The sequence below is a fragment of the Bacillus sp. 7705b genome (genome assembly GCF_002289525.1).
Classification (GTDB): domain Bacteria; phylum Bacillota; class Bacilli; order Bacillales; family Bacillaceae; genus Bacillus; species Bacillus halotolerans.
Map to the genome: position 1 here is coordinate 1 of NZ_NSDH01000002.1, position 22,172 is coordinate 22,172.

The following is a 22,172-nucleotide window of genomic DNA, read 5'->3' on the forward strand; positions in this document are numbered from 1 at the left end:
CTTCGGGCTTGGTGAGAAGGAACAGGAACCGGAGATTGCTGAACATGAGACAAACAAAGAAGAGATTCTGGAAATACCGGTAAATGCTATCGTTCCCAACCGTTTTCAGCCACGCACCATTTTCTCAGATGAAAAAATCAAAGAGTTAGCAATGACCATTCATACACACGGCATTATTCAGCCGATTGTTGTCAGGCATACAGAAGAAGAAGGCCAATACGAACTCATTGCAGGTGAAAGACGCTGGAGAGCGGTGCAATCGCTCGAGTGGGAAAAGATTCCGGCCATTATTAAGGATTTTTCCGACACGGAAACCGCTTCAGTGGCGTTAATTGAAAATTTGCAACGTGAGGAATTGTCTTCGATTGAGGAAGCGCATGCCTACGCAAGGCTCCTTGAGCTTCATGATTTAACACAGGAAGCACTGGCGCAGCGTTTAGGAAAAGGGCAGTCAACGATTGCGAACAAACTGCGGCTATTAAAGCTGCCTCAGCCGGTTCAAGACGCAATCATGGAGAAGAAAATCACAGAGCGTCATGCCAGAGCGCTGATTCCCCTGAAACAGCCTGAGCTCCAAGTCACACTGCTCACAGAGATAATTGAGAAAAGCTTAAATGTAAAGCAGACAGAAGACCGCGTGGTTAAAATGCTGGAGCAAGGCCAGAGAAAACCAAAGCCTAGACGCAAAGCGTTCAGCAGGGATACTAGAATTGCAATGAACACGATTCGCCAGTCACTGTCAATGGTTGAAGACAGCGGCGTAAAATTGAATACGGAAGAAGAGGAATTTGAAGAATATATTCAATTGACGATTCGCATACCAAAATAAAAGCTCTCCTGCTGTCCAGGAGAGTTTTTTTCGCTAAAAGGAAATTAATTACTTTTAGTTATGATTGTCATATTATAATTCTTTTCTTTGAGCTTGTGGATAAATTCTTCCGTGTCTTGTGGAGAAATGACTGCATGTCCCCAGCCTCCCCGATAATAAATCGTAATCGCACGCCGTGAGCCAATAAGCCGAAAACCTGACCACAGCTTCTTTTGCTGAATCACTTTGTCGATTTTTTCGTAAGGAATTTGATGTTTGATCAATCCGGCTTTAATGATCAAACGGTGCTCCTTCAATACATATTTCAGATCAATGAAACTCCAAATGATGAGCACGTTGAAAAGAGTCAGCAGAACAAAAATGATCCAGCCGGATATCCTCATATGTCCCAGCACAAAAGGAACTATGGCATCTGCTTGTATCAGTAATATGAGAAACACAATCATAAGAGTAACGGGTGCATCTCTTTTTGTTTTGTAAACCATATGATCACCGTCCTGTTTGTACTTTCTGCATTGTAACTTCTTCTTTTTTTCTATTAGAAATCCCTTTTTTAAGTCAAAAAAACATATCAGTTTTAGAATTTATAAGAGAAAGCAATAAAGCGCTGATTAAATTTTTCAAATATTCCCTTCTGATAAAAAACAAAATGATGAAAAAAGTGAAACGCTTTAATCTTTTTTTGATAAAATAGAAACATGACAGTACATGTTCATGTGAAAGTAGGTGACATCGTGGGAAAAATCATAGCAATTACGAACCAAAAAGGCGGAGTCGGAAAAACAACGACGTCTGTCAACCTTGGAGCATGCTTAGCTTACATAGGGAAAAGGGTTCTGCTGGTAGATATTGATCCGCAGGGGAATGCAACGAGCGGATTGGGGATAGAAAAAGCCGATGTAGATCAGTGTGTGTACGATATTTTAGTAGATGATGCAGATGTAATAGATATTATTAAAGCAACTTCAGTAGAGAATTTGGATGTGATTCCTGCGACGATACAGCTTGCAGGAGCTGAGATCGAGCTGGTTCCGACAATTTCAAGAGAAGTGAGACTTAAGAGAGCGCTTGAAGCTGTGAAGCAGAATTATGATTATATTATTATTGATTGTCCTCCATCATTGGGATTGCTGACAATTAACGCGTTGACTGCTTCAGATTCAGTTGTCATTCCTGTACAGTGCGAATATTATGCCTTGGAGGGACTGAGCCAATTATTAAATACAGTACGTCTTGTGCAAAAGCATTTGAATACTGATTTAATGATTGAAGGCGTATTGCTGACGATGCTTGATGCCCGGACAAATCTTGGCATTCAAGTGATTGAAGAGGTAAAAAAATACTTTAGAGATAAAGTATATCAGACTGTTATTCCGCGTAATGTCCGTCTGAGTGAGGCACCGAGTCACGGTAAACCCATCATTTTATACGATCCGCGGTCAAGAGGTGCGGAAGTATATTTAGATTTAGCAAAGGAAGTGGCTGCGAATGGCTAAAGGCCTTGGAAAAGGGATTAATGCGTTGTTTAATCAGGTTGATTTGTCTGAAGAGACAATCGAGGAAATCAAAGTTACCGATTTACGCCCTAATCCTTATCAGCCAAGAAAACACTTTGACGATGAAGCTCTAGCGGAGCTCAAAGAATCTGTGCTGCAGCATGGCATTCTCCAGCCGCTTATCGTCAGAAAATCTTTAAAAGGCTATGATATCGTTGCGGGTGAACGGCGCTTTCGGGCGGCAAAGCTTGCAGGTTTAGAAACAGTTCCAGCGATTGTCCGTGAATTATCAGAGGCGTTAATGAGAGAAATTGCTTTACTGGAAAACCTTCAGCGGGAGGATTTATCACCGCTGGAAGAGGCTCAGGCTTATGACTCTTTGCTCAAACACTTAGATGTCACGCAAGAGCAGCTTGCAAAACGTCTCGGAAAAAGCAGGCCGCATATTGCCAACCATTTAAGATTGCTGACACTGCCTGAGAACATTCAGCAGCTGATTGCGGAAGGCACGCTCTCTATGGGGCATGGCCGCACACTTCTTGGTTTGAAAAATAAAAACAAGCTTGAACCGCTTGTGCAAAAAGTGATTGCAGAACAGCTTAACGTTCGCCAGCTTGAGCAGCTGATTCAGCAATTGAATCAGAATGTTCCACGTGAAACAAAGAAAAAAGAGCCTGTAAAAGATGCGATTATCAAAGAACGAGAATCGTATCTCCAAAATTATTTTGGTACAACAGTAAATATTAAGAGACAAAAGAAAAAAGGCAAAATCGAAATTGAGTTTTTCTCCAACGAGGATCTTGAACGGATCTTAGAGCTCTTATCAGAACGAGAATCGTAATGAAAGAAAACCATCTCTATTGAAGATGGTTTTTTGTTTTATAATCGTCCTGTGAGTCTTTGCAGCGGATTAAGCCGTTCCTGCCTCCACTCTGTTCGATCTGTTAAACTCAGTCCTTCAGCAAGAACATTTGCCATATTCATGACCAAGTGAAGCCTTGTATTTTGTAAAACAAAGTACTCCATGAAACCGCTGACATTTACAATTCCATTCACATGGAGGTCTCCTACCTCAGGAAGATCCTTCTGTACACCGGCACCAGGCTTTAGTGGGCCATCTCCGATCTGGAATGAACCTACGCTTTTCACACGCCCTAAGCAAGCATCAACTGCTACAATAAATGGGTTTTTATGTAATTTGTGAATTTCCATCAATTTGTCCTTCATGTTTACAGCGTGCACAGGATCAGACAGGGTGCCGTAGACGTGGAATCTGGTGAGCTGCATCTGTTTGAGTTTCATTCCTACGAGCGGGCCTAATGAGTCACCAGTTGAACGGTCTGTTCCGATACAAACCACAACAATCGGTCTGCCGGCAGCTTTACGTAAGGATGAAGAAAGAATCGTTTGTATTTGTTTTGCTGCAGCTGTATCTGTATGTGAAACATATTGCTTTACTCGTTCCTGAGAAGAAAAAAGCCCGCCTTTTCGATTCATAGGTTTCACTTCCTTGTTAGATATCGGAATTGCTAGGGATGTGTTTTTTTGGTATGTAAGGTTGTTTACATTATATCCAGCAGTTAGGTTTTTTATGCTTTCTGTCTGTTTACGGATTTTTGGATACAAAGAGGAAAAGATAGAGGTTATTTACAAGTATTGTGCCGCAGCGCTTCAGGTGAAGCAAGATATGGTCTGCTGTTTTGGTAATGGAGGAATCATTAATATGCTTGGAACACCTAATGGAGTTTACGATAAGATCGGAATAACTGAATGATTGAACATGATATCTTGGTGAAGAGCGTATAAAGGAATGGTAGGAAAGTGAAGGATGGGATTTTGTATTTTGACTGCCTGTTTAGGTGGTCTTTTTTTTACGAGTATTTTGTATGATATTTTCACATTCAACCATTATTTTTTGTTTTCCTATGAAAATAGGCATTTTTATTATTAGCGCTCTATATAGTAACAATAACGGAAACAAGCTGAACTCTGTACTTATGAGGTGATAATGTTGTGGAGAGCCGGAATGAGGTGGATGCTGCTTATATTAGGCAGCCTGATCGGCGCCGGATATGCAAGCGGTCAGGAGATATGGCAGTTTTTTGGCGCAGAAAGCGGACTGGCTATTGTGCTGTTTACAGTGATGTTCATTTTCTCGTCTTATATTGTGATGAAAATCAGTTTTAAGGTTCAATCCACTCACTTTCTTCCGGTTCTTGAACATTTAATGGGACCGTGGCTGGCGAAAATTTATGATATTCTCATTGTCTTTTATTTATTTTCTACAACCATGGTGATGATTGCCGGAGGCGGAGTGACGCTGCAAATGTACAAGCTCCCTTTTTGGTGGGGAATTGCGCTGCTTTGCATCGTGACGGTGTGTTTGTTTTTCTGGGATGTGAAAGGGATTTTATCTGTGAATGGCATTTTAATTCCTATTTTAGTTGCCGGGCTGATGTATGCGTTATTTTCATTTCAGAGCACTCATCACCATACGTGGACGATAGATTTGAGCCGGCAGTATAACTGGCCTGCCAGCATTACGTTTACTTCTTTAAATATTCTTTCGGTTGTCGCGATTTTATCGTCTGTCGGGAAAGAAATGAAAGGGCTGGGGGAAGCTAAAATCGCCAGTGTGGCCAGCGGTCTTATTTTTGGCGTGATCTCTTTTGTATATAATGAAACGTTGGTAGAACTGGCTGGTTCCCTTTCTCAATTTGAAATTCCGCTGTTTGCCATTCTGGAGGGTGCCCCTTACCTTCTTTTTTTATGTATGACTGCGGTGCTGTGCCTTGCGATATATACGACGACGGTGGCTGGTTTATTTGGATTGTCCAGCCGGCTGATGGCTTTTCTTCACATGCCTAGATGGATGATCGTATTGATTCTGTTAGTGTTGATGGTGCCTTTTACTTCTTTCGGTTTTTCCGATTTAATCGCTTTTTTATATCCTATTTATGGAATGCTAAATCTTTATCTATTAGTTTGTTTGCTGTTATACCCTATTTTAAGTAAATGGAAATAAGAGGATTCCTTTCTTTTTGGGTATGATGATTGCTCTAATGATCAGTTTTTTTGTACAATAGATTCAGCAGTTTATGAAGAGAGGTGAAGGGTCTTGGCGGATAAAGACTTTGGCCTGAATGATGTTGTAGAAATGAAGAAACCGCACCCATGCGGAGCAAACAGATGGAAAATTATACGTATGGGAATGGATATTCGGATTAAATGTGAGGGTTGCTCTCACAGCGTGATGATTCCGAGAAAAGAATTTGAAAGAAAAGTAAAAAAAGTACTGGTCAAGCATGAGGAGCCTACTTCATAAAAAGGCTGACACTCATGCTTTTTCATATAGAAGGTAAGGAGAAGACGGCGATGAGCAAAGTGCATCAGTCAGCATGCCCTCTGAATTGCTGGGACAGCTGCGGTTTTGTGGTGACTGTTGATGACGGAAAGGTAACAAAAGTGGACGGAGATCCAAACCATCCGATTACGGAAGGCAAAATCTGCGGCCGCGGCAGAATGCTAGAGACGAAAACAAATTCGCCTGATCGACTTCGTTATCCGATGAAAAAACAAAATGGCGAGTTTGTGCGGATTTCCTGGGAGCAGGCTCTTGATGAAATTGCTGATAAACTTCGGGACATTCAGGAGACGTCAGAAACAACAGCAGTTTTGCACAGCCATGATTATGCCAATAACGGTTTGTTAAAAGCGCTAGATCAGCGTTTTTTTAATGCGTATGGCGGTGTGACTGAGATTGTCGGAAGCATTTGCTGGGGCTCGGGTATAGAGGCGCAAAGCTGGGATTTCGGCCGGTCGTATGGGCACGGGCCGCTTGATATTTACAACAGCAAACACGTCGTTGTGTGGGGCAGAAATGTATCAAGGACAAATATGCACCTTTATCACCATTTGCAGCAGGTAAAGAAAAAGGGCGCAACGCTGACGGTGATTGATCCGATTTTTAATCCGACTGCAAAACTGGCTGACCGTTATATTTCTGTAAAGCCGGGAATGGATGGCTGGCTTGCCGCGGCTGTTTTGAAGGTTCTGATCGAGACGGGAAGAACGGATGAGGATTTTATTTCTCAGCATTCTGTCGGGTTTGATGATGTAAAAGAGCTTTTGAGTACTGTTTCTTTAGAAGAATTTACTGAGAAAACAGAAACTACGATGGAAGAGCTGGAGTTTCTTGCTGGTCTGTATGCCGATGGCCCGGTGTCTACTTTTATGGGGCTTGGTATGCAGCGGTACAAAAATGGCGGCGGGACGATTCGCTGGATTGATGCGCTTGTTGCGGCAAGCGGAAACGTTGGGATTAAAGGCGGCGGCGCAAATTTTGGCAATGTCCAGGTTGGTGAAAGCTTTGCAAAAACCAAACTGACACTGCCGGAATTAAAAACGACATCACGTTCTTTTTCAATGATGACACAGGCTGAAGAGGTTTTAACCGCTGATGATCCTGCGATCGAGATGATTATCGTGACATGCGGGAACCCGCTGACTCAGGTGCCAAACACAAATAAAGTAAGACAGGCGTTTGAAAAGGTTCCGGTGACAGTAGCGATTGATTCCATCATGACCGATACGGCAAAGCTGTGCGACTATGTTTTGCCGACTGCCACTGTTTTTGAAGAAGAGGATATTTATTATTCCAGTATGTACCATCATTATGTTCAGTATGGGAAGAAGCTGGTGGAACCGCAGGGCGAAGCGAAGTCAGACAGATGGATATGGTCAGAGCTTGCAAAGCGCCTTGGATTTGGAGAGCTTTTTGAACACAGTACTGAAGAACTTTTGGAGATGGGGCTTTCTTCATTGGAGGCAGACGGTGTAACGCTTGAGCACTTGAAAGAAAAAGGCCATCTGCCGCTTCCGGTTAAACAGGTGCCGTGGGAAGACTTTACGTTTCTGACGCCAAGCGGAAAATTTGAGTTTACCTCTTCTTTAGCTGAAGAAAAAGGATTTAGCGGTGCACTTCAATTGGAAGTGCCTGAGGAGTCTGTTTACCATAACGAAGAACTTGCCGAAAAATACCCTTACACGCTTTTGTCCATTCATCCGCAGCGCTCTAATCATTCACAGCATATTCCGTTCATCGAGAAGCTTCAGCACATACAGGTCGATATTTCTTCAGATATAGCGGCTGAGCGGGATCTTCAGGATGGAGACGAGGTTGTCATTTTCAATGATCGGGGCCGTTTGAATGGTAAAGTTAAAGTGATGAAACAGGCTCATCCGAAGACGATAAATGTAGATGAAGGCATGTGGGCGGCTTTTGGCGGCTCCGTCAATACGCTGACAAATGATACAAATTCTGATAATGGAATGGGAAGTACGCTTTTTGACTGTTTAGTGGGCTTGAAAAAAGCATAATGAGAGGGTTCAGCAGGCTGAAAATGCTTTTTTGTCAGCTTGTCTTTTCCAGTGAACCTCCTTATAATTGCTCTAGGTTCAAAATACGTTAATGCAATGACGGTTTTATATAGAGGAGATGAAAGAATGGCTTTAACAGCTGGAATTGTCGGTTTGCCGAACGTCGGGAAATCAACATTATTTAACGCAATTACACAGGCCGGTGCCGAATCAGCCAACTACCCGTTCTGTACAATTGATCCGAACGTGGGAATTGTAGAAGTACCGGACGATCGTCTGCGAAAGCTGACTGAGCTGGTCAAACCGAAGAAGACTGTGCCGACTGCTTTTGAATTCACTGATATTGCAGGAATCGTAAAAGGCGCGTCAAAAGGAGAAGGTCTCGGTAACAAATTCCTTTCTCATATTCGCCAAGTTGACGCGATCTGCCACGTTGTCCGCGCTTTTTCTGATGATAATATTACACACGTTTCCGGTAAAGTTGATCCGATTGATGATATCGAAACGATCAATCTTGAGCTGATTCTCGCTGATATGGAAACAGTTGAAAAGCGGATTACACGTGTCAGCAAGCTTGCAAAGCAAAAAGATAAAGAGGCTGTGTTTGAGTTTGACATTTTGTCTAAACTGAAAGAAGCGTTTGAAAATGAAAAGCCTGCTCGTTCTGTTGAGTTTACTGAAGAGCAGCAAAAGCTTGTAAAGCAGCTTCATTTGCTGACTTCAAAGCCTATTTTGTATGTTGCGAATGTAAGTGAAGAGGAAGTGGCTGATCCGTCTGGCAATGAATATGTAGCGAAGATTCGCGAATACGCTGCCGGCGAAAACGCAGAAGTCATCGTCGTTTGTGCGAAGATTGAATCTGAAATCGCTGAGCTTGAAGGCGATGAAAAGCAAATGTTCCTTGAAGAGCTGGGAATTGAAGAGTCAGGTCTTGATCAGCTGATTAAAGCATCTTACTCTCTGCTTGGGCTGGCAACATATTTCACAGCCGGTGAGCAGGAAGTCAGAGCTTGGACATTCAAAAAAGGCATGAAGGCCCCAGAATGCGCTGGAATTATTCATAGTGACTTTGAGCGCGGCTTCATTCGCGCTGAAACGGTTGCTTATGATGATCTTCTTGCTGGCGGCGGCATGGCAGGAGCGAAGGAAGCCGGAAAAGTCCGTCTTGAAGGAAAAGACTACGTGGTAAAAGACGGAGATGTTATTCATTTCCGATTTAATGTATAGGATGCAGTTGTAAAGGGACAAGAGCTTTGGTATAATATAAAATTGTGAGTAATAGAATTATTGCTCCTTGCCCATTACGGGCCGCTTAGTCCAAAAGGAGGTGCAAACAGATGAGAAAGTACGAAGTTATGTACATTATCCGCCCAAACATTGACGATGAGTCTAAAAAAGCAGTTATCGAGCGTTTCAGCAACGTTCTGACTTCTAACGGTGCGGAGATCACTGGAACAAAGGATTGGGGTAAACGTCGTCTAGCTTACGAAATCAACGATTTCCGCGACGGTTTCTACCAAATCGTAAATGTTCAAGCTGATGCTGCGGCAGTTCAAGAATTTGACCGTCTAGCTAAGATCAGTGATGATATCATTCGCCACATTGTTGTTAAAGAAGAAGAATAAGCAATTTTGAAATATATAATGGTAAAAGGTGGTCTTTCTTATGCTTAACCGAGTTGTATTAGTCGGAAGACTGACAAAAGACCCAGAGCTTCGTTATACGCCAAACGGTGCGGCTGTTGCCACGTTTACTCTTGCTGTGAATCGTACATTTACGAACCAGTCTGGAGAACGTGAGGCCGATTTCATTAATTGTGTCACTTGGAGAAGACAAGCCGAAAACGTTGCAAACTTCCTGAAAAAAGGAAGCCTTGCAGGCGTAGATGGCCGTTTACAAACAAGAAACTATGAAAACCAGCAAGGGCAGCGTGTCTTCGTGACCGAGGTCCAAGCTGAAAGTGTTCAATTTCTTGAGCCGAAAAGCGGCGGCGGTTCTGGTTCAGGTGGATACAACGAAGGAAACAGCGGCGGAGGCCAGTACTTTGGCGGAGGCCAAAATGATAATCCATTCGGGGGAAATCAAAACAACCAGAGACGCAATCAGGGGAACAGCTTTAATGATGACCCATTTGCCAACGACGGCAAGCCGATTGACATCTCGGATGATGATCTTCCATTCTAATGAGAATATCGCTAAATTGACAAAGAAAGGAGGGAAATGACTATGGCAGGAGGACGCAGAGGCGGTCGTGCGAAGCGCCGTAAAGTGTGTTATTTCACTTCTAACGGTATCACGCACATCGACTACAAAGATGTAGATCTTCTTAGAAAGTTTGTTTCTGAGCGCGGTAAAATTTTACCACGTCGTGTAACTGGAACAAACGCTAAATACCAACGTAAATTGACTGCAGCGATCAAACGCGCTCGTCAAATGGCTTTACTTCCATACGTAACTGGTGAGTAAGCTGATACGTAAAGAGCAAGGACCTTTGGGTTCTTGCTCTTTTTTATAGGGGGATAAAAAAATGAAGCTCATTTCTTGGAATGTGAATGGCCTGCGGGCTGTCATGAGAAAAATGGATTTCCTCTCTTACTTGAAAGAAGAGGATGCCGATGTTGTATGTCTGCAGGAAACAAAGATTCAGGACGGACAAGTGGATCTTGAACCAGAAGGCTATCATGTGTATTGGAACTATGCTGTGAAAAAAGGATATTCCGGCACGGCTGTTTTTTCAAAACAAGAGCCGCTGCGTGTCATGTACGGAATCGGAATAGAAGAGCATGATCAAGAGGGCAGAGTGATTACGCTGGAATTTGAAAACGTGTATGTGATGACCGTTTACACGCCTAATGCAAAAAGAGGGCTGGAACGCATTGATTACCGTTTGCAATGGGAAGAGGCTTTATTAGCGTTTATTCTCGAATTGGACAAGAAAAAACCGGTTATCCTGTGCGGTGATTTAAATGTGGCTCATCAGGAAATTGATTTGAAGAATCCAAAAGCAAACCGGAATAACGCGGGTTTTTCTGATCAAGAAAGAGGAGCATTCACTCGTTTCTTGGAAGCCGGCTTTATCGACTCATTCCGTTATTTATACCCTGTTCTGGAAGGCGCTTATTCCTGGTGGTCGTATCGTGCGGGTGCCCGGGACAGAAATATCGGCTGGCGTCTGGATTACTTTATTGTTTCTGAGAGTCTTAAGGGGCAGATTGATGATGCCAAGATATCAGCACACGTCTTGGGCTCCGACCATTGCCCTGTTGAACTTACGATCAATATATGATGAGATAGCAGTAAGGATTGATACTTACTGCTTTTTTTATGATGAAAAAGGAGAAAGAGATGGCAAACATAAAAGAGATTGCGAGATTGGCGAATGTATCTGTTTCGACTGTGTCACGTGTACTGAATCATCATCCGTATGTGTCTGAAGAAAAAAGGAAGCTGGTGCGTCAAGTCATGGAGGAATTAGACTACACACCGAATCGAACTGCGATCGATCTTATTCGCGGCAAGACTCAAACGATCGGTGTAATCCTGCCTTACAGCGATCACCCTTGCTTTGATAAAATCGTAAACGGCATCACAAAGGCGGCATTTAGACATGAATATGCAACAACCCTCCTCCCTACCAACTATAACCCCGACATTGAAATTAAATATGTAGAGCTGTTAAGAATGAAAAAAATAGATGGCCTTATTATTACATCACGAGCCAATCACTGGGACAGTATGATAGCCTATCAAGAATATGGACCGATTATCGCTTGTGAGGATACTGGAGACATGGATATTCCTTGTGCTTACAATGACAGAAAAGCAGCCTACATAGAAAGCTTTCGATATCTAAAGAACCGCGGACATGAACATATCGCTTTTACAAGCGTGAGAAGCGCCGACAAGAGCCCGAGTACAGCGGATAAAGCAGCGGCTTATCAGGCCGTCTATGGAAGCCTGGAGGATCGCCATATGCTGACTGGCTGTAATCATATGGACGACGGAGAGCAGGCGGGTGCGTATTTCTATACAAGCGGCCAGGCTCCAACAGCTATTTATGCAAACAGTGATGAAGTGGCAGCCGGAATATATGTATTTGCCAAAAAGAAAGACTGGGATGTTGAGATCATTGGAGAAGGAAATTCTTCTATCAGCCGCGCCCTCTGTTTCCCATCGCTTGATCTGAATCTTGAGCAGCTGGGCACCGCAGCATTTTCGTTATTTTTGCAGGAGCGTCCCAAAGATATAAAAATTCTGCACCAATTTATGAAAAAAGCTTGAACTGAAATGCATTTCATACCTTATAACTTCATTGAAAGACAAAGGAGGAGGAAGAAATGCGTATTGAGCACACGGCCATCTGGGTCAGTGATTTAGAGCGAATGAAGGCTTTTTATGAAACGTACTTTCATGGCAAAGCCAATTCTCTTTATCATAATGAGAAGAAAGATTTTAAGTCGTATTTTATGACGTTTGATTCCGGAGCTAGGCTGGAAATCATGAAAAAAGGAGATGTGACTGATCAGCCATCACAAACGATGACAGGCTGGGCGCATATCGCTTTTTCCACTGGAAGCAAAGAGAATGTTGATGAACTGACAGAAAGGTTAAAGCAGGACGGATTCGCTGTAGTTAGCGGCCCAAGGACGACGGGGGACGGCTACTATGAAAGCGTAATTGAAGATGAGGAAGGAAATCTAATAGAGATTACAATTTAACATCTTGGAGTGACTTGAATGCTGACAGAAAAAGAAAAAATGGCAGCCGGAGAATTATACAATTCGGAAGACCGAGAATTATCACTAGAGCGTAAACATACGAGAAATCTGATTAAACAATATAACGAATCAACAGAAGATGAGTCAGTGCGAACGGAACTTTTGAAAAATCTGCTGGGTTCGATCGGTGATCAAGTCACCATTTTGCCGACATTCCGCTGTGATTACGGCTATCACATTCATATGGGGGATCGTACATTTGTTAATTTTGACTGTGTCATTCTTGATGTTTGTGAAGTTCGTATAGGGCGTGATTGTTTGATTGCTCCAGGGGTGCATATCTACACGGCAGGTCACCCTCTCGACCCGCTTGAAAGGAAGTCGGGGAAGGAGTTCGGTAAGCCTGTTACAATTGGAGATAATGTTTGGATTGGCGGGCGGGCAGTGATAAACCCGGGAGTGACGATCGGCGATAATGCGGTGATTGCTTCGGGTTCCGTAGTGACAAAGGATGTGCCTGCGAATACGGTTGTAGGGGGAAACCCTGCGAGAAAGCTGAAGGATTTGAATTGAAATCAGTGCGGTTAACGCCGCACTGACTTTTTATATCTGCTTGGCATTCGTATTGGGGCCGAAGCAGATTAACAAAATGGAGCATGCGAGCCAGCAGCCGCCTATAAAGAAAAAGACGCTGACATAGCCGAGCTGAACTGCGATAAAACCGACGAGCAATGATCCGAAGATGTTCGAAAAGCGCCCGAGCCCATAAGCTAAACCGCTGCCTGACGAGCGATATTCTGTTGGGAAAGGCTCAGATGTATACGCATATAAGTTGGATGTGAAAACCCGTTCCGTAATATTGACGATGAAACCAAACACGATAATCATGATTGGAATGAAGGTCATGCCATATAAAAGACCTGCGATGGCAGTCAGAAACGCACTGGCGGCCAATATCCATTTTCTCTGAAATTTTTCAGAAATCATTGAACCCAGCAATGCGCCGAGCGGAGCGCCGACCGAGTGCAATACGTTATACCATAATGTATTTTCCATCGTGACCCCGTTGCTTTTCAGCAGGCTGGGAACCCAGGAGGCAAAGCCGTAGAATCCAAAGGTTTCAAAAATCCATACCGCGGATAACACAATGGTTATTTTAAGGTTTTTCCCCTTTAATAATCCCGCGTAACCCGCATGTTGAACTTGTCCGCTTGAGGTTTGCGGCGCCGGAGCAGGAAGCGGGCCTTTTTCTTTTTCAACGCTTGCTTCAATCCTTTTCAGGATGGCATCGGCTTTTTCATATTCACCGCGATTTTCATGCCAGCGGGGTGATTCCTCCAGCCGCCGAATAAAGAAAAAATATATAAGACCAACAGCGCCCCACACAAAGACAAGTCTCCATCCCCATGAGCCGAGCGGAATGACAAAGGCTGATACGATATTGGTGATCGGAACGCCGATCAATCCGATCATGGCACAGAAAGAAATATATTTTCCGCGAACACTGGACGGGAAAAATTCTGCTAAATAGCTATTGGTGATGATCATGGCAGCTGCGACGCCAAACCCAGTGAGGAAACGAAACGCCATTAAGGATGGGATGTCCCATGCCGCGGCATTACATAACGATGCGATTGAAAAAACGAAGACAAATAGGTTCAAGGCTTTTTTTCGGCCGATTCGATCTGAAAGCCGTCCCCCAAGTGATGCTCCCAAAAACATGCCTAAAAACGAAGCAGCCGTTACATTGGCAATGGTTGAAAGCTGGATGCCCCAATGCTCGATCAGTGCCGGCGCTACATTGCTGAGGGTAAATAAATCCGCAAGATCAAAGAAGTAAACAATGCCGAGAGCGGTTAATACTTGGAAATGGACACGTGAAATCGGGAGGCGGTCTAAACGGTTTGCCGCGTTTGAAAAAGGATGTGTATGTTTCTGTTTGACGCCCGTATTCATAAAAAACCCCCTTTTTTAATAGCGGGAGAAAGACTGAACATTCCCCTCTTGGCATTATTATAAGTATCTTGATTCATTGGGGACAGAGTTCAAATCACTAGATGGAAGAACTAAATTCACACTTTTCGCCTTAATTTTGCTTAAAAGATTTCCAAAACAGTAGATTAGTAGACCAAATTATGCAAATATATAGTAATATTCTTGTTGAAAGGAAGAGTCATAGAAGGAATGAATTCATTTATCCGTCCTCTAGAAGGAAACAATACATTGTGGAGATATTTTTTCTCCTTTTTGGTGATGGTTGGCTTATTCTTTTTTGGAAGCATTGTTTATGTATTTATGATGTTATTGACTGCACTTTTAAGTCCACATATCGCGTTTGATGTGGATACAGGTATGTTAACCGATTCTTTGGCTGATCTGTTTTTAACTCATATCGTTTATGTATTTGCGATTCCTGGGGTTTGGCTGGCTGTTCGATTTATCCTGAAACGCCCGTTTCGGTCAGTCATTACACCGCATGCAAAAATCAGCTGGCGCAGCATTTTCTTTGGCTTTATCGCTTATTTTTTGCTGATGGCTGTGGTCCAGGGGATTGATTATGCGATTCATCCGGCGAAATACACTTTTCAGGATTTTGACGCCTCACGTTTTCTGTGGCTGCTTGTGGCATCTCTGTTATTGGTGCCGCTCCAGACTTCTGCGGAAGAACTGTTTTTCAGGGGATTTTTATTGCAGGCTTTTGGAAAAGTAATAAAGAACCCTTTTGTATTGACGCTGATTGTCGGCGGTCTATTTGGGGCTGTACACTTTGGCAATCCTGAAATGAGTAATGGCGCTTTTTGGGCAGGCATTGAGTATGTAACAATTGGGATTCTTTTAACGTATTATACGGTCAAAACAGGCAGCCTTGAAATTTCACTTGGTGTGCATGCCGCGAATAATATGTTTTTATGTCTATTTATGACTGAAAAAAACAGTGTATATGGAGATATTCCTTCATTATTTGCCATCACACGGGGAAATCCGATGTGGGAGACTTTCTTTACGGTTGTCGTTAATCTTTTCTTTGCGTTTATCGTTGTACAATACCATAAGAGATCAAAAAGAAAGCAGCAAGGCGTTTAATCCCTGCTGCTTTTTAATGTTTGTAAGGCTTCTTCGATGTCTGTTGTCGGCTGCTGGCAGGCGAAATTTTCACAAATATACACGGTTGTTTGATCGTCTATGATGCGATAGTCAGCCGCGAATGGCGCAATGTCTTTGCACTGGTCGGGATGCTCTGCCACCAGGATGGAATCGTTTGGAATAAAGGCCTGTTGAAGCGCGCTTGTGATTTGTTTTCTGTTTGGATCGTCCGGGTGCCCAAAAATCACAATTTCCTTTTTAGGCGTCATATGTTTTAACACACTTTGCATAAAGAAAGAGTGGCCGCTCGGGTATGCCTCAATTTCAGGCTTGAACACGGAAAACATCGTTTCGGCTTTTTCAATCAGCGACAAATCACCTGTGACTTGCCCGAGGCGCAGAAGCTGAACGGCTGCCACGCTGTTTCCTGATGGCACGGCGCCATCGTACACTTCTTTTTCTCTGACAATTAACGCTTCTGCGTCGTGTCCGGTAAAGTAGAACCCCCCATACTCCTCGTCCCAAAACAAATCGATCATATCGTCTGACAGCTTCTTCGCTTTTTCTAAATATGATAGATCAAACGAGGCTTCATAGAGGTCGAGATAAGCCCATAAGAGGAAGGCATAATCGTCGGTAAATCCTTTGTTTTTCACTTCGCCGTCACGATACCGAACCATCACCCGGCCGTCGATGATTACATTGTTTTCAATAAAGGTGATAGCGTCTTCAGCCAAGGTGAGGTATTGTGGTTCCTGGAATACCTTTGCCGCTTTAGCGAGACCCGCAATCATTAGTGCGTTCCATGACGTCAGCACCTTATCATCGACATGCGGATATGTTCTTTCTTCACGCGTCTTTAACAGCTTCAGTCTTGCATCTTCAAGCTTGCGGCTGAGCTCTTCTTCGGTTAAGCCGCTATCCGCTTTGATTTGTTCCCGCTTGGTGTGAATGAGGTTGGGAATGTTTTTGCCCTCAAAGTTGCCTTTTTCTGTGATGTCATACACATTGCAATACAGCGTGCCGAGATCCTCTCCGAGCGTCTTCAAGATCTCTTCTTTTGACCACACGTAGTACTTTCCTTCTTCGCCTTCTGTATCCGCGTCTAAAGCGGAGAAAAAGCTCCCGTCTTCATGGGTCATTTCCCGTTGAATGAACGTAATGATCTGCTCACAAATCTCTTTGTAACGGCTGTTTTGTGTAACTTGATAAGCTTCAGTATAGGCTGTCAGCAGGAGCGCATTGTCATACAGCATTTTTTCAAAGTGAGGGACGAGCCACTCATCATCGGTCGAATAGCGGGCAAACCCATAGCCGATATGGTCATAGATGCCTCCATTTGCCATGCTGTCCAGTGTTTTCGTGACGTTGTACAAAGCGTTTTCCTGCCCCGTCGTGTGATAATAACGAAGAAAATACATGAGCATATGAGGCATAGGAAATTTCGGCGCCTGTCCGAAGCCGCCGTAGATTGTATCGAAACCATTGGCAAGCTGCTGGAATGTCCGGTGGATCGCTGATTCGCTCAACCCCTCACTTGTTTTAGCCGCTGTTTTTGTCTGTAAATGTTTAGCGGCGTTTTCTGCAATATCCTCGACATGCTCACGATCGTTCGCAAACGTTTCTGAAAGATGCTCAAGTACGTCAACAAAGCCCGGACGATTATATTTACTCGTCTTCGGAAAATATGTACCCGCGTAAAACGGCTTCTGATCAGGCGTGATAAACACATTCAGCGGCCAGCCGCCCTGTCCGGTCATCAGCTGGCAGATTCTCATATAAACAGAATCAACATCAGGGCGCTCTTCCCGATCCACTTTAATCGCAACAAAACGTTCGTTAAGAAGGCGGGCGATTTCCTCGTCCTCAAAGCTTTCATGAGCCATGACGTGGCACCAATGGCATGTTGAATAGCCGATGCTGACCAGAACCGGCTTGTTTTCGCGTTTTGCTTTTTCGAAGGCTTCTTCTCCCCAAGGGTACCATTCTACGGGGTTGTGAGCATGTTGAAGTAAATAAGGAGACTTCTCAGCGATTAATCTATTGGGTTTACTTTTATTTGGCATGGGATCACCTTCTTTCTAAATGTTTTTTAAAGTATTCTCTTTCCTCTATTTAATATACCAGATAGTTAAGACCCGTCATCATTTGTCTGTGAGGTATTCCATAATGAAAATCAAGGGCTATAAACCCTTGATAGATTTATTATTTCACCTTTGACCTATAAAGATGGGTCTTCAATCGTAATGCTTTAACACGATTGCTGAATTATGTCCGCCGAAACCAAAAGAATTTGATAGCCCATATTTCAATGGAAGATGTCTCGCTTCTGATACAACATCTAAGTTGCAATCTGGATCTTGCTTCTCTACATTAATAGTTGGCGGAATAATTCCTTGTCTCAAACTTTCCACTAAAGCAATTGCTTCTACTCCGCCAGCAGCACCAAGCATGTGCCCAGTCATTGACTTGTTAGCAGTTGTTGGAATTTCACGTGAATGTTCACCAAATAATTTCTTAATAGCTAGAACTTCAGAACGATCACCTACTTGTGTACTTGTTGCATGAGCACTAATAACATCAATTTCACCTGTTGATATATTTGCACTTCTCAATGCTTTTTTCATGGCTAAGTAGGCACCCTTACCTTCTGGGTGTGATGCTACCATATGATGAGCATCTGAACTAGCTCCGTACCCCACTACTTCACATAATATCGGCGCATCTCTAAGAATAGCGTTTTCTAATGATTCTAATACTAAGATACCTGCGCCTTCACTCATAACAAAGCCATCTCTATCTGTATCGAACGGACGGCTGGCTCGATTTGGATCTTGGTTTCTTGTAGATAGTGCATGGGCGTTTCCAAAACTAGCCAAAGATATCTGTGTGATTGCAGCTTCTGCTCCACCGGCAAATATAATATCTGCTTCATCATTTCGGATAGCATTGAAAGCTTCACCAATAGAGGTATTCCCGATTGAACAGGCTGTGACTGGTGATAATGATGGTCCTTGTGCTCCTAATCTTATGCTTATCTGGGCCGCAGCTGCATTTGAAATCATCATTGGTACAAGGCTAGGGCTTACTCTCGCGGGACCTCGTTTATTTAATACATTCACATTATCAACAAGTGATTGTATGCCTCCGATTCCTGAACCAACATATACCCCTAAACGTTCAAGATCAACATTATCTAACTGTAATTGTGAATGTTCTAATGCTTGTTCGGCTGCTGCTAAGGCAAACTGACTAAAACGATCTAATCGTTTTGCTTCTTTTCTCCCCAATATTTCATCTGCATCGAAATCACGAACGATTCCGGCTATCTTTGTTTTATAATCAGCAGTATCAAAAGAATCAATGAGAGATATTCCCGAGTGTCCTTTAACTAGTTGATTCCAAAAGCTGTTTACATCATTTCCTAGTGGAGAAATAACTCCCATTCCAGTAATGACAACTCTTTTCATGATCATTCCCTCCTCGTTTTTATTAACTTTAGCTATTGTGTTATCCTATTACAAGTTGTTATTTATCCTAGTATAATTAATACTATTTTAAAGGGAGATCTTAATGAAACCTGAAACAAGACTTCAAGCTTTATCAGAATTTCTAAAGAACCAACGTTCGAAAATTACTCCCCAAATGGTTGGTTTACCTGTAGGAACCCGCAGAAGAACACCAGGACTAAGAAGAGAAGAAGTGGCTCAACTAGCCGGTGTAAGTCTTACTTGGTATACATGGTTAGAACAAGGCAGAGATATAAAAGTATCTACTTCGGTATTAGATGCTATTTCTCGAGCATTACAATTAAATAACGATGAAAGGAGATATTTGTATGCTCTAGCGTTAGAGGAAGGAGTGAAACAACCCTTTATAAATGAGAAGGAGAAGGAAATCAGTCCGGCTTTAGTAAAAATGTTGCAGGAACTTCGTTATTGCCCAACGATTATATCAGATAGAAGAAGTCAGATTGTTGGGTGGAATCAAGCAGCAGCTAATGTATTTTTGGATTTTGAACAAATCATCCCGGCAGAAAGGAATATAATACGCTTACTATTCGCAAGAAAGGAATTTAAAAGTTTAGCAGTGAATTGGGAGCATTTTGTTAGAGGATATATCGCAATATTTAGAACGTATTATGGACAGTATGTGGCTGATGACTGGTATGAGCAATTTATACAAGAAATGGAACAGGCATATCCCGAGTTTCGTAAAATTTGGAATGAAAATGAGATAAGCTCTGCTCCTGAAGTATTAATTGAGTTTCGTCATGCTAAGGTAGGTAAAATGTTGTTTAATCTTACTTCATTACAGGTGCATGGGGATACTGATTTAAGATGCAGCGTCTATACTCCAGTTGAGGATACTGAAACTGAGCTTAAGTTAAAACGTTTAATTGAAGGCTAGCTATGAGAAATTCACTTCCTAATGTGCATTAAATGACAATGTTCTTTAGAATAGCCAAGGTTAGCTATACCCAATAGATACGAGAACCGGCTGTGTTCGCGTTTTGCTTTTTCGAAGGCTTCGGGTACCAGTCTATGGGGTTGTGGACGTGCTGAAGTAAGTATGGTGATTTCTCATTGATTAATCTATTGGGTTTATTGTTATTTGGCATGGGATCACCTTCTCTCTACAGAGTCAGGAAAAATGTAGAACGTGATTGGGAATATGTGAAGAAGGGAAACAAAAGGGATTACTAAAGTACAATTTTTCACCTTTAAAAATTTAAAGTGCATTATATGGTATAATCCCTTCAATAAAAATATGCAGTGGCCAAATACAAGTCCTGAATGACATAAAGATAATGTTCTCTTAATTTGCAGAATGAAAAGCAGACGCTGCATTATAAAAAAACATACCAAATAAAGAATATTGGTATGTTTTTATTTTCTGTATATATCATTTGAAAAAACCTTATAGTTACTCATCATGTGTGCGATGACTTTAATTGTTTGCTTCCATAAAGAACCTTCAATTCCTCTTTAATTATCGTAAAACTTATTCTTTTTTTAAGATCGGTATCCAAATTTCACTTTTAAAAGAAGGGGATGTTATATCTTTATGCTCGTTCCACAGTATTTCTGGACCTTCTATTTGTTCATAATTTGACGATGGAAACCATTCAGAATAAATGCGTCCCCATACTTCTTGCAGTGTATCCGGAAATGGCCCGATTGCTTCGAATACAGCCCATGTTGAGGCAGGAACTTCAAGCTGTGAGAGGTTATTTGGACACTGTTTCGTTGTGGCTGCGCCAATATAGTGATCAAGCTCTCCTTTCTCCTCGGTCCGGCCTTCAGAAAAGTTCGTGGAAGCACTAATGAGTCCCAAAGGCGCTACATTAGAAAGCTTTTTAAGTGTATTTATTGCTTCTTCATCTAAACTTTCCCACATGGATGCAATTTCCGGATTAACCCCTTTGAAAATAAGAGGAACTCTTTTTTTAATGCCAACGATGCGAAATGCTCCTTTTTCTTCAATGCGATAGTTCATTTCACTTCCTCCTTTGATTGATAACTGGAAGGTCATACGTGGATAAGCTTTAAGTGAATGGCCATTAAGTCTGGCTTTTGATGGTTTTATGCCATGCAAATTTTGGAATGCCCGTGCAAAAGAATCTGGTGAGTTATATCTGTACTTTATTGCAATGTCAATCACTTTTACATTGCTTTCTTTAAGTTCAAAAGCTGCAAGAGTAAGACGTCTGCGACGAATATATTCGGATAATGAAATACCAGAAAGGAAGGAAAACATCCTTTTAAAATGATATTCAGAGCAGAATGCAAGCTTTGCTACTTCTTTAAAATCAATATCATTAGTGAGGTTTTCTTCAATATACTTTAATGCTTTATTCATACTTTTAAGCAAATCCATTTATTTGACCTCCTTTAACAAAAGAATAACAGGGGTGAAATGTTTCTACCCGACATTCCGTGCACAGTTTTGCAGGTTAATTGTAGATTAAGGATTTAAAATGGTAATCCAAATACATGAATAATTAAAATTACAATAGGCGGAATCAACAGTGATGGCAGGAGGTTCAACGTTTTAAATTTTTTAATTCCCAGAATACTTAACCCCGAACTAAGAATTAATACACCGCCGACAATTGTGATTTCATTAATAAGGTCTGTATTTAATGCACTTTCCATTAATTTTGCAAATAAATATATTGAGCCTTGCCAGGTAAATAATACAACCGCAGATGCTGCTATTCCAAAACCAAATGTGGAAGCGAGAACAATGGAAGTGATCCCATCTAATATACCGTTTGTTAGGAGATAAGTATAATCTTCGTGCAGAGCAGCGTTAACAGGGCCTAATATTGACAACGAGCCTATACAATATAATAAGATTGCAGTTGATAAACCTTCGGCTAAATTGCTTTTGGAGAACTTGTTGACTAAATTGTTAAATCTTAATTCTAAATTTATGCTCTGACCAACCAATCCCCCAATAGCTAAACTGACAATAAAAAGAATTGGGTATTTACTAGAAGGCAAATGCTGTGTAAAGGCGTTAATCCCTAGTCCAACTGCGGCGAATCCCATTGCCTGCATAAGTATCTCTTGGTACTCATCTTTCATTCCTTTTTTGAATATACCTCCAATTAAGCTTCCTGCAATGATCATAACTGTGTTAAAAATTGTTCCAAACATA

24 protein-coding genes and 2 pseudogenes are annotated in these 22,172 nt (G+C 42.2%); 18 read left to right on the plus strand and 8 right to left on the minus strand.

Features of this window, described 5'->3' with window-relative positions; genetic code table 11:
* Positions 1-829: nucleoid occlusion protein (gene noc / locus CJU60_RS00075; RefSeq protein WP_141243749.1), on the plus strand; the 829-nt coding region annotated here is incomplete at its 5' end.
* 44 nt (positions 830-873) lie between these two features.
* On the opposite strand, the gene CJU60_RS00080 is transcribed toward noc, so the two are convergent.
* On the minus strand, positions 874-1,314 hold the full coding sequence (locus tag CJU60_RS00080; RefSeq protein ID WP_095712545.1) for a PH domain-containing protein: 441 nt from the start codon (positions 1,312-1,314) through the stop codon (positions 874-876).
* Positions 1,315-1,563: 249 nt separating this feature from the next.
* Between CJU60_RS00080 and soj the strand changes: the two genes are divergently transcribed.
* On the plus strand, positions 1,564-2,325 hold the full coding sequence (gene soj, locus CJU60_RS00085; protein ID WP_010332665.1) for a sporulation initiation inhibitor protein Soj: 762 nt from the start codon (positions 1,564-1,566) through the stop codon (positions 2,323-2,325).
* Positions 2,318-3,166, plus strand: coding sequence for a stage 0 sporulation protein Spo0J (gene spo0J / locus CJU60_RS00090; RefSeq protein WP_024123572.1), 849 nt, complete (start codon positions 2,318-2,320; stop codon positions 3,164-3,166). Before soj ends, spo0J begins: the two co-directional genes overlap by 8 nt.
* A gap of 38 nt (positions 3,167-3,204) precedes the next feature.
* On the opposite strand, the gene yyaC is transcribed toward spo0J, so the two are convergent.
* Positions 3,205-3,822 carry a spore protease YyaC gene (gene yyaC / locus CJU60_RS00095; protein WP_024123571.1) on the minus strand — a complete coding sequence of 206 codons (618 nt, stop codon included), beginning with the start codon at positions 3,820-3,822 and terminating at the stop codon, positions 3,205-3,207.
* Positions 3,823-3,835: 13 nt separating this feature from the next.
* On the opposite strand from yyaC, the gene CJU60_RS21645 reads away from it, so the two are divergent.
* From CJU60_RS21645 to CJU60_RS00155, 12 genes are all read left to right on the plus strand, one after another.
* The gene (locus CJU60_RS21645) at positions 3,836-4,099 is read left to right on the plus strand and encodes a hypothetical protein (protein ID WP_024123570.1); all 264 of its coding nucleotides are present in this window, start codon (positions 3,836-3,838) and stop codon (positions 4,097-4,099) included.
* Between the two features lie 234 nt (positions 4,100-4,333).
* The gene (locus CJU60_RS00105; protein ID WP_049809975.1) at positions 4,334-5,350 is read left to right on the plus strand and encodes a YkvI family membrane protein; all 1,017 of its coding nucleotides are present in this window, start codon (positions 4,334-4,336) and stop codon (positions 5,348-5,350) included.
* A 93-nt stretch (positions 5,351-5,443) separates the two neighbouring features.
* Positions 5,444-5,650 (plus strand): DUF951 domain-containing protein, encoded by a 207-nt coding sequence (locus tag CJU60_RS00110; protein WP_095712546.1) that lies wholly within the window; start codon positions 5,444-5,446, stop codon positions 5,648-5,650.
* Between the two features lie 50 nt (positions 5,651-5,700).
* Positions 5,701-7,704, plus strand: a complete 2,004-nt coding sequence (locus CJU60_RS00115; protein ID WP_095712547.1) for a molybdopterin-dependent oxidoreductase — start codon at positions 5,701-5,703, stop codon at positions 7,702-7,704.
* A 126-nt stretch (positions 7,705-7,830) separates the two neighbouring features.
* Entirely contained in the window at positions 7,831-8,931 is a 1,101-nt protein-coding gene (gene ychF / locus CJU60_RS00120; RefSeq protein WP_024123566.1) for a redox-regulated ATPase YchF, read from the plus strand.
* A 110-nt stretch (positions 8,932-9,041) separates the two neighbouring features.
* Complete coding sequence (gene rpsF, locus CJU60_RS00125) at positions 9,042-9,329, plus strand: 30S ribosomal protein S6 (RefSeq protein ID WP_010332658.1); 288 nt, start codon at positions 9,042-9,044, stop codon at positions 9,327-9,329.
* A gap of 40 nt (positions 9,330-9,369) precedes the next feature.
* On the plus strand, positions 9,370-9,888 hold the full coding sequence (ssbA, locus tag CJU60_RS00130; RefSeq protein WP_010332657.1) for a single-stranded DNA-binding protein SsbA: 519 nt from the start codon (positions 9,370-9,372) through the stop codon (positions 9,886-9,888).
* 42 nt (positions 9,889-9,930) lie between these two features.
* On the plus strand, positions 9,931-10,170 hold the full coding sequence (gene rpsR, locus CJU60_RS00135; protein WP_010332656.1) for a 30S ribosomal protein S18: 240 nt from the start codon (positions 9,931-9,933) through the stop codon (positions 10,168-10,170).
* Positions 10,171-10,231: 61 nt separating this feature from the next.
* Positions 10,232-10,990, plus strand: coding sequence for an exodeoxyribonuclease III (xth, locus tag CJU60_RS00140; RefSeq protein ID WP_095712548.1), 759 nt, complete (start codon positions 10,232-10,234; stop codon positions 10,988-10,990).
* A gap of 59 nt (positions 10,991-11,049) precedes the next feature.
* Positions 11,050-11,985, plus strand: a complete 936-nt coding sequence (locus CJU60_RS00145; RefSeq protein ID WP_095712549.1) for a transcriptional regulator CcpB — start codon at positions 11,050-11,052, stop codon at positions 11,983-11,985.
* Between the two features lie 56 nt (positions 11,986-12,041).
* Positions 12,042-12,422 (plus strand): VOC family protein, encoded by a 381-nt coding sequence (locus CJU60_RS00150; protein ID WP_059335345.1) that lies wholly within the window; start codon positions 12,042-12,044, stop codon positions 12,420-12,422.
* Between the two features lie 18 nt (positions 12,423-12,440).
* Positions 12,441-12,995, plus strand: a complete 555-nt coding sequence (locus CJU60_RS00155; RefSeq protein WP_095712550.1) for a maltose acetyltransferase domain-containing protein — start codon at positions 12,441-12,443, stop codon at positions 12,993-12,995.
* Positions 12,996-13,025: 30 nt separating this feature from the next.
* On the opposite strand, the gene CJU60_RS00160 is transcribed toward CJU60_RS00155, so the two are convergent.
* Entirely contained in the window at positions 13,026-14,378 is a 1,353-nt protein-coding gene (locus tag CJU60_RS00160) for an MFS transporter (RefSeq protein ID WP_095712551.1), read from the minus strand.
* 228 nt (positions 14,379-14,606) lie between these two features.
* Here CJU60_RS00160 and CJU60_RS00165 point away from each other — a divergent pair, with 228 nt between their 5' ends.
* Complete coding sequence (locus CJU60_RS00165; protein ID WP_024123561.1) at positions 14,607-15,506, plus strand: CPBP family intramembrane glutamic endopeptidase; 900 nt, start codon at positions 14,607-14,609, stop codon at positions 15,504-15,506.
* Here CJU60_RS00165 and CJU60_RS00170 read toward each other — a convergent pair.
* Positions 15,503-17,572: a thioredoxin domain-containing protein gene (locus tag CJU60_RS00170; RefSeq protein WP_095712552.1), complete on the minus strand. Its 2,070-nt coding sequence runs from the start codon at positions 17,570-17,572 to the stop codon at positions 15,503-15,505. The genes CJU60_RS00165 and CJU60_RS00170 overlap by 4 nt on opposite strands.
* Before the next feature lie 171 nt (positions 17,573-17,743).
* On the minus strand, positions 17,744-18,976 hold the full coding sequence (gene fabF, locus CJU60_RS00175) for a beta-ketoacyl-ACP synthase II (protein WP_095712553.1): 1,233 nt from the start codon (positions 18,974-18,976) through the stop codon (positions 17,744-17,746).
* Between the two features lie 103 nt (positions 18,977-19,079).
* Between fabF and CJU60_RS00180 the strand changes: the two genes are divergently transcribed.
* Entirely contained in the window at positions 19,080-19,916 is an 837-nt protein-coding gene (locus tag CJU60_RS00180; protein ID WP_095712554.1) for a helix-turn-helix transcriptional regulator, read from the plus strand.
* Positions 19,917-19,979: 63 nt separating this feature from the next.
* On the opposite strand, the pseudogene CJU60_RS22025 reads toward CJU60_RS00180, so the two are convergent.
* Positions 19,980-20,127: pseudogene (locus CJU60_RS22025) on the minus strand (DUF255 domain-containing protein); the annotation flags it as partial.
* Between the two features lie 4 nt (positions 20,128-20,131).
* Between CJU60_RS22025 and CJU60_RS21285 the strand changes: the two are divergent.
* Positions 20,132-20,212: pseudogene (locus CJU60_RS21285) on the plus strand (hypothetical protein); the annotation flags it as partial.
* Between the two features lie 298 nt (positions 20,213-20,510).
* On the opposite strand, the gene CJU60_RS00190 reads toward CJU60_RS21285, so the two are convergent.
* Complete coding sequence (locus CJU60_RS00190; RefSeq protein ID WP_095712555.1) at positions 20,511-21,386, minus strand: AraC family transcriptional regulator; 876 nt, start codon at positions 21,384-21,386, stop codon at positions 20,511-20,513.
* Between the two features lie 95 nt (positions 21,387-21,481).
* Positions 21,482-22,171: a DUF554 domain-containing protein gene (locus CJU60_RS00195; protein WP_095712556.1), complete on the minus strand. Its 690-nt coding sequence runs from the start codon at positions 22,169-22,171 to the stop codon at positions 21,482-21,484.
* Between the last annotated feature and the right edge of the window lies 1 nt (position 22,172).

Excerpts from the sequence above, each read along its gene's own strand:
- ssbA (WP_010332657.1), top strand. The coding sequence starts at position 9,370 with ATGCTTAACCGAGTTGTATTAGTCGGAAGACTGACAAAAGACCCAGAG.
- CJU60_RS00080 (WP_095712545.1), bottom strand. The coding sequence starts at position 1,314 with ATGGTTTACAAAACAAAAAGAGATGCACCCGTTACTCTTATGATTGTG.
- CJU60_RS00150 (WP_059335345.1), top strand. The coding sequence starts at position 12,042 with ATGCGTATTGAGCACACGGCCATCTGGGTCAGTGATTTAGAGCGAATG.
- CJU60_RS00105 (WP_049809975.1), top strand. The coding sequence starts at position 4,334 with ATGTTGTGGAGAGCCGGAATGAGGTGGATGCTGCTTATATTAGGCAGC.
- yyaC (WP_024123571.1), bottom strand. The coding sequence starts at position 3,822 with ATGAATCGAAAAGGCGGGCTTTTTTCTTCTCAGGAACGAGTAAAGCAA.
- rpsR (WP_010332656.1), top strand. The coding sequence starts at position 9,931 with ATGGCAGGAGGACGCAGAGGCGGTCGTGCGAAGCGCCGTAAAGTGTGT.
- CJU60_RS00190 (WP_095712555.1), bottom strand. The coding sequence starts at position 21,386 with ATGGATTTGCTTAAAAGTATGAATAAAGCATTAAAGTATATTGAAGAA.
- fabF (WP_095712553.1), bottom strand. The coding sequence starts at position 18,976 with ATGAAAAGAGTTGTCATTACTGGAATGGGAGTTATTTCTCCACTAGGA.
- CJU60_RS00145 (WP_095712549.1), top strand. The coding sequence starts at position 11,050 with ATGGCAAACATAAAAGAGATTGCGAGATTGGCGAATGTATCTGTTTCG.
- ychF (WP_024123566.1), top strand. The coding sequence starts at position 7,831 with ATGGCTTTAACAGCTGGAATTGTCGGTTTGCCGAACGTCGGGAAATCA.
- CJU60_RS00115 (WP_095712547.1), top strand. The coding sequence starts at position 5,701 with ATGAGCAAAGTGCATCAGTCAGCATGCCCTCTGAATTGCTGGGACAGC.
- CJU60_RS00195 (WP_095712556.1), bottom strand. The coding sequence starts at position 22,171 with ATGTTTGGAACAATTTTTAACACAGTTATGATCATTGCAGGAAGCTTA.
- CJU60_RS00165 (WP_024123561.1), top strand. The coding sequence starts at position 14,607 with ATGAATTCATTTATCCGTCCTCTAGAAGGAAACAATACATTGTGGAGA.
- CJU60_RS00180 (WP_095712554.1), top strand. The coding sequence starts at position 19,080 with ATGAAACCTGAAACAAGACTTCAAGCTTTATCAGAATTTCTAAAGAAC.
- spo0J (WP_024123572.1), top strand. The coding sequence starts at position 2,318 with ATGGCTAAAGGCCTTGGAAAAGGGATTAATGCGTTGTTTAATCAGGTT.
- rpsF (WP_010332658.1), top strand. The coding sequence starts at position 9,042 with ATGAGAAAGTACGAAGTTATGTACATTATCCGCCCAAACATTGACGAT.
- CJU60_RS00155 (WP_095712550.1), top strand. The coding sequence starts at position 12,441 with ATGCTGACAGAAAAAGAAAAAATGGCAGCCGGAGAATTATACAATTCG.
- CJU60_RS00170 (WP_095712552.1), bottom strand. The coding sequence starts at position 17,572 with ATGCCAAATAAAAGTAAACCCAATAGATTAATCGCTGAGAAGTCTCCT.
- CJU60_RS00160 (WP_095712551.1), bottom strand. The coding sequence starts at position 14,378 with ATGAATACGGGCGTCAAACAGAAACATACACATCCTTTTTCAAACGCG.
- xth (WP_095712548.1), top strand. The coding sequence starts at position 10,232 with ATGAAGCTCATTTCTTGGAATGTGAATGGCCTGCGGGCTGTCATGAGA.